Source organism: Psychrobacter sp. CCUG 69069 (assembly GCF_021023115.1).
Lineage (GTDB): Bacteria > Pseudomonadota > Gammaproteobacteria > Pseudomonadales > Moraxellaceae > Psychrobacter > Psychrobacter namhaensis.
The window spans coordinates 23,858-37,823 of the sequence record NZ_QQAI01000006.1; the positions used below are offsets into that span (position 1 = coordinate 23,858).

Below are 13,966 nucleotides of genomic sequence, written 5' to 3' on the forward strand. Positions count from 1 at the left end.
CTCTTAAGTGACACGCCAGTAGATAATGAGCTAATAAAATACGCCACCGCTGCCTTTTATAAAGGGTTTATGAGCGGCACTAGGGTTAAACAAAGGATGTCACGCTTTTATTATGAATGAAGCAGCGTGATGTTCTCTAAAATGTAACAGTGATGTGTGTGTCTCTAGTAAACGTACACTCATTCGCATTTTACGGTAAGCAGGATGGCTAAAATCAGGAGACATCCATGCAGCGTATTACTTATCGTGTAAAAGTATCTGCGCAAGGGGCAAAACGCCGTATTTCTTATTTACTGCGTCCATCTAAGCGCCTACTGAACACTAAAAGTAACATCGTTTCATCCGTTACCCCGACGACATCGTCGCGTTTTGCCCGAACCAAAAAGCTGGCGCAGGTCTCTAGTATCGCGCTGCTTTCTCTACCTGCCCAAAGTCTCACGACAATGGGAACGCAGGTGCGAACCTATGACAATGTCATGCTACAAAACACCTTAACCGTAGCCGCGGTTCCAGGCGACAGTACTTATTTTGCCACTGATGGTTTCCAACATGGTTTTGGCTTTGATTTGGTACGTACTTATGCGGACGAGCTTGGTGTTGATATCGATCTAAAAGCTTATGCCAATGAGGAAGCGGCCCTAAAAGCCATAAGATCAGGTGAAGCAGATATGGCTTTGACCACGGCCAGTACCAAATTAAAAAGCCAGCTTAATTTGTCGTCTATTAATGTCAGTTGTGGTTATGATGCCAGCTTAACAAAGAACGGCTTGCACCCAAAGGTTAGCTGGACATTTAGCTCATCCAATGACCCACTCTCAAAAAAAGCCAGTTATTTCTTGTGTGATAGCATCAAATTACAAAACACGCAAAAGCTGGCTGCCTTCTATAATCAAAACTTATTGAAAGACGCTTACAGTCAAGATCATTTCCAAAGAACACTGACAGAAAAGCTGCCTGATTATCAGTCATCTTTTGAAGAACAAGCCCGCAATTACAATCATGACTGGGAGCTACTGGTCGCCATGGGCTATCAAGAGTCTCATCTTGATGCCAATGCGGTATCACCCACTGGGGTACGCGGCTTAATGATGCTGACCAATAACACGGCCAAAGCGATGGGCGTCTCAGACCGCGTTGACCCTTATCAAAGCATCGGCGGCGGTGCGCGCTATTTAGAACAAATGAAAGGTGAGTTTGCTGATGTGCCAAAGACTGACCGTATTTGGTTTGCGCTTGCTGGCTACAATATGGGGCCAAACGCCGTAAAAAGCATTCAGCGGAAATTAAGAGATCAAGGTATCGATGATAAAAGCTGGGCCAACGTCTATGCCTATTTAGCTGACAATAGAGCCTCTAATAGCCGCTATGGTCAAGCGATGCATTATGTGAGTAATATCAGAAGCTACCTTGAGACGATAAAGACTCAAACCGTTTAATCAACAAACACTGTGACACGTTTTTAGCTAAAAAAAGCGGCTCTTATAAAGAGCCGCTTTTTTGTGCAGGTTGATTGACTATTGATCAGTTTACACTGACTATCCCCATCACGCGCTTATTAGCGATTGGGGACGGTGAGACGCTGACCACGTTGTAACATAGTATCAGCCGCTATATTGTTCATCTCAGCCAGCTCTTGCGTAGACACGCCATATTTACGCGCTAGACCAATCAGACTATCCCCTGAACCAACGGTATAGCTGACAGTCACTTTTGGCACTTTAAGCGTTTGTCCACGCTGTAACTGTGCATTGGTCGCCAAGTTGTTGGTCGCAGCCAAGTCTTCTACCGAAACACCAAATTGACGTGCTAGCGCTATCAAACCATCGCCTGATTGCACTTTGTAATTTTCCGTATTGCCCAGTTTTTTGCCATTGCTACTCGCTGTGCTAGCAGAGCTGCTACTGCTTTGAGTGGTACTAGAAGCCACAGCAGCGCTACCACTAGCGGGAATAGTAATGGTACGACCAAGTATCAGATTGGAGTTCGTTGTTAGATTGTTTGCGGTTGCTAAATCACTTAAGCCAATATTATAGCGTTTCGCAACACCTGTTAAAGTATCCCCTGATTTTACTTTATAACTGACTTCTTTGTCATTTAGTTGACGGTCTACCAACTCTTTAGAGGCTGGTACCTTGATGGTTTGTCCACGTTGCAAGCGAGCTTTGGCACCAAAGTTGCTATTCACTGCCGCAAGCTCTGTTGGGCTGACTCCCACACTATTCGCAATTCCGATTAAGGTATCGCCTGCTTTTACTTTATAGTTGGTCGTCGCCACCGAGCCTGAATTACTCGAGCTACTCGTGCTTGTCGCCGAATTAAAGTCAACGCTAGCAGGTACTTTTAGGGTTTGACCGACGTACAATGAGTCTGTGGCACCAATTCCATTTAGACTAGCTAACGTAGCTGTGGGAACATTAAACTGACGTGCTAACGCTATCAAACCATCGCCTGCTTTTACTTTATAGTTTTTAGTGGCCGTGGTCGATTTGCTTGGTTTAGTGGACGGTGCGGCAGGTGTCGTCGCAGGCGCCGTCACTTTGCCTGGTATTAACCATAGCTTTTGCCCTCTAAGTAAGTCGGCACGGCTGCTTAAATTATTGTAGCTGGCGAGCTGAGTGACGGACAAACCAAAGCGATTCGCCGTACCAATCAGCGTATCGCCGCCTTGTACGACATAGCTATCTGGCTGCTTTGCCGCTGCATTATTGGCATTACTTAATGGCTCAATAGTTTTGGCATTATACAAATACAAGGTGCTACCAGATAACAGCTTGGCACTGGCATCTATTTGGTTCCACTCTGCGATATCACGCCAATTCACACCCGCACGACTGGCTATATTAGACAACGTATCCCCACGTTTTACCGTGTAAGTGGTACGCGTACCTTGCGGTTTTGGCTTACTTACCGATGTCTTCGCAAAGCTAAGTCTCTTCTCTTCGCCACTGGCTTCTAGAATCGACTGCTGTGTCTGTACGGCTGATAAATTGATATTACCATCCGCATTGACCACGTTGGTCTCAGACGTGTTGTTTCGAATTTGGGTAGCAATAAAGTCGCGCTCTTCTTTGCTTAGCGGCGGTTCTTGGACAATGGTATTGTTCTGTGTGATCTGCGCAGAGGTAGTCGGTAGACTGTTGCTGCTTTTAAGTTCAGCGTTGATTTTACTCGTTTCCGCCGTCGTCAATGGTGGCTCAGTACGGACCGAGGCATTGTTGCTATAAACAGAGCTGCTCGTCTGTGTGGCGGATGGTGAGATATAACTTGTCGTTTGCTGAGGTACGCTAGCGTTAGCGGCATACTCAGCCAGAGCACTACCAGTCGTTGGCAATGACGAGCTACTGTACGGTTTGCTATTGTAACTTGGCGTTGTCGTTGGGCTGCTCGTGTTACTAGACGCGAGTACATTGCCTGTACCGTTCCCTCTTAATAAGCTCAGTTTGGCGTCAGCATTGAGGCTAACATCGTTAGGAATAATAACACGCTGCGGCCCTGAAGAATCGACGCGTCCTGATGTGAGCGCTGTGTTTAATCTTTCTAGCTCATCATAAGTCACGCCAGTGAGCTGTGCCACCTCAGACAAGCTGACACCATAGTTAACTGGTACGCTACGGAAATGCTGTCGGTTGGCAATGGCTGGTAGATACACGCCATACTGTTCAGGTTTGGCAACGATTTCGGCAACAGCCAAAAAGCGCGGCACATAGTTCATGGTTTCAGTCGGTAATCTAAGTGACCAATAGTCAGTGGGTAAGCCTTGGGCTTTGTTGGCATCAATCGCCCTTTGCACACGACCTGGGCCAGCATTATAGGCGGCTAATGCCAACTCCCAACTCCCAAACTGATTGTGTAGCGCAGTTAAAAAGTCATAAGCGGCACGCGTTGATTCAATCACATCACGGCGACCATCGTAGGTACTGCTTTGATTCAAACCATAAATTCGACCAGTACTTGGAATAAATTGCCACAAACCTGCGGCGGCAGCACTACTGGTACCACTTGGATCGTAAGAGCTCTCAATCACTGGTAACAAAGCCAGCTCTGTTGGAATATTACGACGTTCAGCTTCTCGTACAGTGTGATAGATATAGCGACTGGCACGCGCAGTCAAACGGTTGAGATAGTCCTGCCTGCTGGTAAACCAACTTTTTTGTCCCTCGATACGCTGATTATAAATCGGCTGACCACCATTCATACGATACCCAGCACGCAGACGATTCCATAAATCACCGTACTGCTGAATGGCAAGTTTATTGCCTTCTACCATCGTCATGTCAGTGGCTTCTAGTAAGTCGGCCAACTCGTCCAGACTGTCCGCATCCAAAAACGCAGTCGAGTAATCATTACTACTTGACGTAGTGGCTTGAGTAGCAGGACGTTTGGTAATGACAGATGAGCTATTGGTCGCACCCTTTTTTACCGCTGACGTGTTACTACAAGCACTGATAAGTAAAGTGGATACCGCAAGCGTCAACGGCAACGCAATAAATGAGCGAGAATTTGATAGCACAGTAGACATGATATTGAAAGTTTCCTAACGACAAGAAGTGATAAGATAAAAGTGTTTGATAGTACAGTACTCAATGTAAAGCAAAGCCCAATTTAATACAAACAGATAATCGCCATCAGTTGAGTCAGCATTCTAATTACTCACCTAAGAGAACTAACGGTTCGATATATTGAGCCGATAATAACTATTGAGAGCTGCTTATTGGCTTTACGACAAGCCTTGTTAAGGGATCAACCGTGTTTAATTAATAGAAGATAAATACCGTTTTGATTAGGGCTTGATTAATATTTAATTAATCGTTACTTGTGATACCGCACGCAGTAGCACGGCATTGCCCGTTGATGCCGACAGTGTCACTCTTGATGTGGTGATAAATGAGACTTTTTGGCCATCCTTGACCCAGCTTTCATTGGTTGTGACATTGGCTTTGGCCTGCGCCCCTGTAATGACGATGTTATCTACCGAGATATCATAGCGATAATTAGAAGTGTTACTCCAGCTGTTTTGCAACAATCTCAAATAAGCATCTTTATCTAAGCTGGTAGATTTCCCTTTTCTAGACATCGAAATGAGCGCATCATCAGCCACAAGACTAGCGACTTGGTTGATATTTTGGTTATTTGCTGATGTCTTCATGGCCGCGACATAATTTTGCACCAAAGCTTCGGTCATGGTTGCAGCTTGCGCACTGATACTGACAGTACTCGCCACGGCAACTACCGCAGCCACACTAGCACTTTTCACTAATAGCGCCAAAAGCCCTTTTCCCCACAATCGTTTCATGATTATCCTTAGTGATACTGTTTTCGTTATTGTCACTCATTGTTGACACGTGCATTGTTGACACATGGTCACATCGTGACGATTAGCGCGCTTTTCTCAGTTGAGCCAGTCAGTTGAGTCAGTAGTTTACATTTTGGCCGTCATGAGCAATCGATTGAATGCTTTTACGACCATGCTACCTTAATGCTACCTTCCGTTTAAACGACAGGTTTTTAACCATCACTCTTTTAACAGTCACGATAGCTTATGTGTATCATAGAGTGAGACTATCATTCAATTCTCACAGTTATGTGACACCCTGTGTAATTATTGCGTATACCGACCCATAAGTGGTGGAGGCTCCAAAGATAGCAATAATATCCTACTTTTCTATTTACTATGGGTCATCCACGCCATTCTAAAAGTAAATGACTCTAAAACCAAGCCTACCTAAAACTTAGTATCAGCACTATTATCTTCATAGTGCTCATCATCACTGAGCTTCATGCCCAGACGCTCTACCCGTCTGTCCATCATTTGTCGAGCTAAGGCCTGCATATCTTCAACGCGATCTATTTCATCGACAATCTCAAGGCCCAATAACGTTTCAAACACATCCTCTAAAGTCACCAAACCTTTGACCTCGCCATACTCACCAACCGTAATCGCAATATGAATGCGGTTTTTTAACATAAGCTCTAATAAGTCAAACAGTTTCATTTTTGAGAATACAAACGTAATGTCGCGCTTAAACTGGGTCAAAGGCTTATGCATCGCATGATTAACTTTTGCTAATAACATGTCTGTTTTTAACACAAAGCCTGTAATATTGTCTAAATCACCATCATAAATGGGCAACCGTGAAAACGTAAGTTTGGGGCGATCCACCAGTAATTCAGCAACGGTTTTGTTCTCTTCAAACGCTAGCATGACCGAACGCGGGGTCATGATGTCCTCGACCTTAATAGCGCCAAACGCCAGTAAGTTACGAATAATACGCGATTCTAATGGGTCGATTTGACCTGACTCTTCACCAATACTAGCAAGCGCCGCAAACTCACGACGGCTAAACGTTTGTGGTTCTTTGCCGCGCACAAGCAGCTTCGTTAGCCGCTCTGAGACCCAAATGAGCGGATACAGTAGTAGAATAATACCGCGAACGAAGTAGGCAACGATACCGCTAAGCTGACGCCAATACATAGTTCCGAGTGTCTTTGGAATAATCTCGGATAAGAATAAAATAGCCAACGTCATAATCGCAGAAAACAGCCCAAACCAAGCACTCCCAAATACAATCGTAGCTTGGGCGCCCGCGCCAATAGAACCTAAGGTATGAGCCACTGTATTCAAGGTCAAAATAGCCGCTAACGACTGATCGATGTTATCAACCTTTAATTGTCTTAGCATGTTTGCTTTTTTTGGATTTTGTTCTTGCACATCAGCGATATAAGACGGTGTCATACTGAGTAGTGAGGACTCTGCTAAAGAACAGACAAACGAGATGCCGATGGCGACCACCACAAACAATATCAGTAGCAGTACACTGATAGCCGTTGGCTCTGCGAGGGCTTCTGTGGTTGCTACGCCCCCCGCTGCAAAGGCAGGATAAGGCAATAGCGTCATGAGCATGGCAAACAATGCCGCTAGCCGCGAGACGGGACTCCTACGATCAAGACGCTTGCAATGGCGCGTTGTCGGAGGAGGTTTAGCAGACGCTTCTTTATGAGCGCGCGCACGACACAAACGAGGGAAAAGCATAAAAGTGGTGAACAAGTTCGGTAACCTAAACAAATAAGAGGAAAAAGGGACAGTAGTCTAATAAACAAAGACGACTAAACACAAATAACTACTGCCATTTGATAGTAGCACTGATGCTACTATTTCACAATAAGACACTGTTTTTATGTCTTTATTTTTTGATACCCTTTATTTCCCTACGATGACCTATCAGCCTGTTAATAGGTGAAGTTTGCTCCACTTTCAGCGCTTTGCCAGTAGAAAAACATTCTCAGCCTATTATTAACAGTTACCAAGTCTGGGATTTTTTGTTACTATGCGTTTAATTTTATTATTGTCCATGACTTACTGAGAGAAACTATGAGCTTATTTATCCAAGCTGCCCATGCTGCCCCAGAAACTGCAGGTGCTGCGTCCCTATTTGGTCAAATCCTACTGCCTGTCGCTTTTTTTGCAATTTTCTATTTTTTGGTGATTCGCCCGCAGTCTAAGCGTACCAAGGAGCACCGTGCCATGGTCAACTCACTGACTGTGGGTAGTGAAATCATCTTTGCTGGTGGTTTAATGGGTCGTATTAAAGACTTAGAAGGCGACTATGCAGTGGTTAGCCTAAATAACAACACAGATGTAAAGGTACAACGTGCTTCAGTTATTTCAGTATTGCCGGCTGGCACTATCGAAAGCGTTTAATTATTACTAGCTTTTTAGTAGTGATTTTTTAACAGTCGTATCCTTAATGGATATAACGACTAAAAAATGACCGTACATTGTTTACGGTCATTTTTCGCTATTAAAGCAGTGAGGGAAAGTGGCGATAGTCAGCTTACTTTTCCAACACACTGTCCTTATCAGTTTCCTCTATAAGATTTATGGTGACTAGATAAAGATACCTCTGTATTATTTGCTTTACTGTTTTACGCGTTACTATCATCGCGGATGATCGCAATGGTGCATTACCATGAGTGCTGAATACGGCATTCGACCATCGCTATCGCTAACTTCCCATCTGCTAACGTGTGGCCCACGTCGCCAGTCGTTTATCAACCTAAAGAAGTGATTATGCAATATCCCGCTTGGAAATACTTACTTATTGCCGTCGTGCTAATCATTGCCGGTCTATATGCTGCCCCGAACCTCTACCCTGACGAACCTGCCGTGCAGATTACTAGCGCAGCCGCAGGTACACAGCTGTCTGAAGGTATCTTGACCCAGTCTCAGAGCTTGCTTGAAGAGGCTGGACTGAACAATCATGATGGCACGTTTGAGGGCAACAGTGCGCTGGTACGCCTTGACAATCCAGTCGACCAGCTAAAAGCACAAGAAGTGCTACGTCAGAACTTAGGCGAAGACTATGTGGTCGCGCTTAACTTGGCGCAGACGACCCCGCAGTGGCTACGTGATATCGGGGCAAAACCGATGAAACTGGGTCTTGATTTACGGGGCGGTGTACGTTTTGTGCTAGAAGTCGATATGGATAAGGCGCTTGAGCAGCGTTTGACCAGTGCTAGCCGTGATATGCGTCGTGAGCTACGATCTGAGCGAATTGCGATTAAAGGCATTAAAACTGAAGAACGAAGTGTGGTACTACATTTTGCAGATACAGACACGCGTAACCGTGCACAGAACGTGCTACAAGGTTCGATGGGCAACACGTTTAGCTTGCAATCTTCAATAGATGCCCAAGGTCCTGCGTTAATTCTAGCCTACAACGATGCCACACTCGATGAAATCAACAGTTATGCGGTCAATCAAAACTTAACGACCTTACGTAACCGTATTGCCGAGCTCGGTGTGACTGAAGCTTTAGTACAATCACAAGGTGCTAGTCGTATCGTCGTTGAGCTACCAGGTGTACAAGATACCGCAGAAGCCAAGCGTGTCCTTGGACGTACTGCCAACCTTGAGTTCCGTATGGTCGCTGAAGACAGCGAAAACTACATGGGTGGTATTCCGCCTGCAGGGACTGAAGCCTTCCCATTTGAAACACTCGATGGCCCCCCTGTATTGCTTGAGCGCCAAGCGATTGTGACTGGTGATAAAGTGACCAATGCGCAAACTGGCGTTGACGAAAGCGGCTCTCCTGAAGTGAGTATTACCTTGGATAGTGCTGGCGGTAAGCTCATGCAGAACGCCACACGTACTGCTGTTGGTAAGCAGATGGCCGTATTGTTTATCGAAAACAAGCAAAGAATCACTTATGAAGAAGACCCAGCAACTGGCGAGACTGTTGAAGTTAGAACGCCTTATGCTGAAACCAAAGTCATCAACCGTGCCAACATTCAAGCGGTACTTGGCTCATCATTCCGCATTACTGGTCTTGACAGCAGTGCGGAAGCCGCCGAGCTTGCCCTTTTGTTACGCTCAGGCGCACTTGCTGCACCGATGTACTTTGTAGAAGAACGCACCATCGGCCCATCATTAGGTCAAGAAAATATTGATAAAGGCTTGTTCTCTACTCAGGTCGGTTATCTTTTAGTCTTTGTCTTTATGATTATTTTCTATCGTCTGTTTGGTGTTATTGCTAACGTGGCACTAGCTGTGAACGTTATTATTATCATTGCCATTATGTCCATCTTAGGTTCCTCACTGACCCTGCCTGGTATCGCTGGTATCGTCTTAACCATCGGTATGGCGGTCGATGCCAACGTGCTGATCTTTGAGCGAATACGGGAGGAGATTGCAAACGGGGTACGGCCAAAATCCGCTATCGTGGCAGGTTTTGACCGAGCATTTAGTAGTATTTTCGATGCCAACATTACCACCTTATTGGTCGCATTTATTCTATTTGCAATTGGTACTGGCCCGATTAAAGGCTTTGCGATTACGCTAGCTATTGGTATTGTCAGCTCACTATTTACCGCTATTTTGGTCACACGTGCGCTGGTACAAATTGCTTACGGTAAGCGTAAATCTATCAAACGTTTGAGCATCGGTTAGGAGAACACTATGGCGATCGATAAGAACAATCCTCTAGAACAGCAAAATACCCCAGATCGGAATGGTTCAGGTGGCTCAGACACTACTAATGCCAGCACGCGCCGACGCAAAAAACCACGCCGCGATGGTAAAGGCAGTAACACCCAAACCAATAACCCGGCCACGGCAAACACGAGTAAAAATAAGACTCGCCGTAGTGGTAAAGGTAGCGGAAAAACCAGTCAAGCATTGGCCACGCAAGCCCTTGATACCAACACCGCTATTGACCCTGATTTAGCACTGGGTGATGCAGCTGACGATGCAGCCGCACAAGCTGAAGGTGGTATCAAAGCCGTTGGTAACCAACGCATCATTCCATTTATGAAGATAGAAAAGCCAATGGCGATTTTGTCCTTACTGATGGTCATTGCTAGTATTATTGCTATCGCAGTAAACGGTCTGAACCTAGGGCTGGATTTTACTGGTGGTGTCTCCGCAGACGTGCGTTACGAGCAGCCTGTTGAGCAGGTTGAAGTCGTGCAAGCGTTGGCTGATAACGGTTTTGATGATGCGGTGGTGCAGTACCTTGGTACGCGAGAGGAGCTACTGGTACGTCTGCCGCCTCAGTCTGACAACATCGATGGACTTAGTGCCAGCCTGACTCAAGCTTTAGCCCTGCCTAATAATACTGCTGAGATCAGTAACGTTAATATTATCGGTAGCCAAGTTGGTAATGAAGTTTACTTAAACTCAGTCATGGCGTTAGCATTGGCACTCCTTTGTATGCTCGGTTACGTTGCCCTACGTTTTCAGTTTAAACTGTCTCTTGGCGCGGTTCTATCGCTGTTCCATGACGCTATCGTGACTATTGGCGTTTTTGCCTTATTTGGTTTCCCATTTGATTTGACCGTCTTAGCAGCTATTTTGGCGTTGATTGGTTACTCACTGAACGATACTATCGTCGTTTATGATCGTATTCGTGAAAACTTCCGCCGTGTCCGGGGTATCACACCGCGCCAGACCATTGATTTATCGTTAACAGAAACCCTGCGCCGTACGATTATGACCATCTCAACCGTCCTATTGGTTGTACTTGCTATGATGTTCTTAGGCGGTGATGGCCTGTATTGGTTCTCAGTGGCACTTTTCATTGGTTTACTTGCTGGTACTTACTCATCTACTTATATTGCAAGTTCAATCCCACTGCGTATGGGTCTATCGCGTGATGACTTTATCGTAAAAGTAAAACCAGAGTTTGAAGAAGAAATTGTCACTTTTAATGATCCAAAAATGTTTGAATAGAATAATGATCAATAATACCCAATCGTGATTCGTTAAACGGTTGATTGAACGGTAATGACGTTTAATAAAGGCACCTGACTCGTGAATAATGAGTCTAGGTGCTTTTGTCTTTGTAGCTGTTTTTTGCTGAATGAGCAAAAATGCTACGCTTGCCTCGTGGCGTCAATTAACGAACCGCACTCTCTTTATTGTTTAAGCATAAACGAGTCGAAAATACCAATGACTATCTCGCCGCCATCTAGTACGATGCCACCGATTGATACCCGATATACCCGTATCATTGCTATTGCTTTGCCCGTATTATTGGCCAACTTGGCCATGCCGTTACAAAGCGTTATCGATACAGCGATCGTGGGCAATATGAACGATACCGCCAAACTTGCGGGTATGGGCTTGGCCATACAGTTGTTGTCCTTGTTACTCGTCAGTTTTAACTTTTTACAGTACGCCTCGTCTGGGCTGTCGGCGCAAGCGCTGGGAGAGTTGGCCAACCACGGTGATAGTCCTATAAACGCCACGGCAACGTCATCACCTTTGACGCCATCCCCCCTACTGTCTATTTTGCAACGTGCCTTACTATTGGCCTTTGTTATCGGGGCTATTTTGCTACTCGCAAAGCCTTGGCTGATTGACGTCGGTTTACAAGCTTTATCAGCCAACCCTGCCAGTGGTCTTGCGGCAAAGACCTATTTAGACGTACGCTTTTGGGGGGTTATCGCTGAGCTGATGAACTTTGCCTTTATTGGTTGGTTTGCCGGTCAAGGCAAAACACGTTATATGCTCTATCAGCAGGGCTTTATTGCCATCCTTAACGTTGGACTAACTTTGTTCTTTGTCTTTGTGATGCAGATGGGGTTGGTTGGTGTGGCACTGGGCACCACCATCGCATTTTGGTTGGGTGTGTTATTGGCTTTATGGCTCAGTCGTCAACATCTGCAAATATCTTGGTTGGCACTGTTTGAGGCTGATCGGCAACATTTCACTAAAGAAAAGATGCTTAGGCTATTTTCACTTAATAAAGATATTTTTATCCGTACGCTTATCTTAACGTTAAGCTTTGCTTGGATTACGCGTCTTTCCGCCCAAGGTGGCGACGTCATACTGGCTGCCAATGCCATTTTACTGCAAGTACTTAGTATCTCAGCCTTTGCCCTTGATGGCGTGGCAGTATCCGCTGAAACCTTGAGCGGTCAAGCTGCGGGACGCCGCGATTGGACGCGTTTTCGTGTTATCGTGATGCGCACAGGTGTGGTCAGTTATGGGCTGGCCGTGTCGTTAAGTGCGACATGGTGGCTTGCCATGCCAACGTACTTGCAATTTATGACCAATATCGACTCCGTCTTTGCGCTTGCTTATGATTACCATCTTTATGCAGTACTGCTACCCATCGTCGGGGTCGGCGCCTATTGGTTGGACGGCATATTTTTTGGCTTAACTGCTGGTAGTGTGATCCGCAATGCTGCTCTGATACTAGCCGCTATATTTTTCCCCCTTAGCTGGCTGCTCTATCAGCAGTGGGACATGACAGGCATTTGGCTAAGTGTCTGGTGTTTATTGTTATTGAGAATGATTATTTTAGGTGGCTTCTTGTACCGCGCTCAGCAAACAGGTCGCTATGAAAAATTACAGTAATAAAGGTTAGGATATTACGTGACGACGCATTCAAATGAATTAAATCAGCAGTTTGAAGCCCGATATGACTGGGCTGAAGGCTTCAAAAAAAGCTTGCCAGTAGCCATGGGCTATTTACCGGCAGGCATTGCCTTTGGGGTGCTGGCACAAGTTGCTGGACTCCCTATATGGGCAGTCATTATGCTTAGTGTCATTCTATATGCAGGCGCTGCTCAATACGCTTGTTTGCCGATGCTAAGCGCTGGTTTACCGATTGGCAATATCGCAACTAACATTGCCGCTATTAATTTGCGCCATGTGTTTTATGGTATGCCATTACTGCAGTATCTACCAACACGCAAACTTGCCCGAACCTATTGCTTGTTTGCACTGACGGACGAGACCTTTTCGGTCATGACCAGTTTGCCGAATGAGGTACGGTCAGCTTTGATACTGCCGATCAGTCTTTTTAACCAAAGCTGGTGGGTGCTAGCAAGTGTGATTGGCGTAATGATCGGCAGTACACTCAGCGATTTGGTCCCACACTTGGATTTTGCCTTGGTTTGTCTGTTTGTCATTTTGGCTTATGAGCAGTTTCAAAGTATCAAACGTTATTTTCCCATTGGCATTGCTGTAATCTCTTTAGCCGTAGCTTCTATTTTCACTAGCAACTGGCTGTTGTTGGTAGCGATTACCATTTGTATGCTATTAATTTTAGCCCGTGGTTTTTGGACACAGCACAGCTTGCTAGGAGAAACCGATGAGTAGTAGCTATCTTATTTTTGCCACTTTTGCGATGGCCGCTGTTACCTTTATGATTCGCGCCCTTCCCGCTTTGATCCCTAAGCAGCTTTTGGACACGCCTTGGCTCCATCGACTGAATGAGAGCTTACCGCTATCAGTCATGGTCTTGCTTATGTTAACCAGCCTCTCTTATCAGGACTTGTCTGCGTCTACTGATCTAAATAGCGCAGATTTACATTTGCTAATGGCACAAGTTGGCGCGCTACTTTTGGTGTTATTAATTTATCATATCAGCCGTCAGCTACTGGTAAGTATGGTCGTCGGTATCGCTGCGATTAACGGCTTGCTGTGGATATTCACCAATTTTCTAAGCTAACAGCAGTA

10 protein-coding genes are annotated in these 13,966 nt (G+C 45.5%); 7 read left to right on the top strand and 3 right to left on the bottom strand.

The genetic code is table 11. The annotated features are described in order from the left end of the window. The first annotated feature begins 227 nt into the window (after window positions 1-227). The gene (locus DVY93_RS05745; RefSeq protein WP_230709703.1) at window positions 228-1,436 is read left to right on the top strand and encodes a transglycosylase SLT domain-containing protein; all 1,209 of its coding nucleotides are present in this window, start codon (window positions 228-230) and stop codon (window positions 1,434-1,436) included. A gap of 119 nt (window positions 1,437-1,555) precedes the next feature. On the opposite strand, the gene DVY93_RS05750 is transcribed toward DVY93_RS05745, so the two are convergent. From DVY93_RS05750 to DVY93_RS05760, 3 genes are all read right to left on the bottom strand, one after another. Then, entirely contained in the window at window positions 1,556-4,519 is a 2,964-nt protein-coding gene (locus tag DVY93_RS05750; protein WP_230709705.1) for a LysM peptidoglycan-binding domain-containing protein, read from the bottom strand. 279 nt (window positions 4,520-4,798) lie between these two features. Then, window positions 4,799-5,293, bottom strand: coding sequence for a nuclear transport factor 2 family protein (locus DVY93_RS05755; RefSeq protein ID WP_193004829.1), 495 nt, complete (start codon window positions 5,291-5,293; stop codon window positions 4,799-4,801). A 429-nt stretch (window positions 5,294-5,722) separates the two neighbouring features. Then, window positions 5,723-6,901, bottom strand: a complete 1,179-nt coding sequence (locus tag DVY93_RS05760; RefSeq protein ID WP_414706622.1) for a CNNM domain-containing protein — start codon at window positions 6,899-6,901, stop codon at window positions 5,723-5,725. 468 nt (window positions 6,902-7,369) lie between these two features. Here DVY93_RS05760 and yajC point away from each other — a divergent pair, with 468 nt between their 5' ends. The 6 genes from yajC to DVY93_RS05790 all read left to right on the top strand — a co-directional run bounded on the left by yajC (window position 7,370) and on the right by DVY93_RS05790 (window position 13,958). Then, window positions 7,370-7,699, top strand: a complete 330-nt coding sequence (gene yajC / locus DVY93_RS05765; RefSeq protein ID WP_193004830.1) for a preprotein translocase subunit YajC — start codon at window positions 7,370-7,372, stop codon at window positions 7,697-7,699. A gap of 369 nt (window positions 7,700-8,068) precedes the next feature. After that, a complete protein-coding gene (gene secD / locus DVY93_RS05770; RefSeq protein ID WP_193004831.1) occupies window positions 8,069-9,946 on the top strand; it encodes a protein translocase subunit SecD in 1,878 nt (625 codons plus the stop codon). Between the two features lie 9 nt (window positions 9,947-9,955). Continuing rightward, window positions 9,956-11,227 carry a protein translocase subunit SecF gene (gene secF, locus DVY93_RS05775; protein ID WP_193004832.1) on the top strand — a complete coding sequence of 424 codons (1,272 nt, stop codon included), beginning with the start codon at window positions 9,956-9,958 and terminating at the stop codon, window positions 11,225-11,227. A gap of 219 nt (window positions 11,228-11,446) precedes the next feature. Next, a complete protein-coding gene (locus tag DVY93_RS05780) occupies window positions 11,447-12,859 on the top strand; it encodes an MATE family efflux transporter (RefSeq protein WP_193004833.1) in 1,413 nt (470 codons plus the stop codon). An 18-nt stretch (window positions 12,860-12,877) separates the two neighbouring features. Beyond that, window positions 12,878-13,606 carry an AzlC family ABC transporter permease gene (locus DVY93_RS05785; protein WP_227670173.1) on the top strand — a complete coding sequence of 243 codons (729 nt, stop codon included), beginning with the start codon at window positions 12,878-12,880 and terminating at the stop codon, window positions 13,604-13,606. Next, a complete protein-coding gene (locus tag DVY93_RS05790; RefSeq protein WP_193004834.1) occupies window positions 13,599-13,958 on the top strand; it encodes an AzlD domain-containing protein in 360 nt (119 codons plus the stop codon). The genes DVY93_RS05785 and DVY93_RS05790 overlap by 8 nt, the downstream gene beginning before the upstream one ends. The last annotated feature ends 8 nt before the right edge of the window (window positions 13,959-13,966 follow it).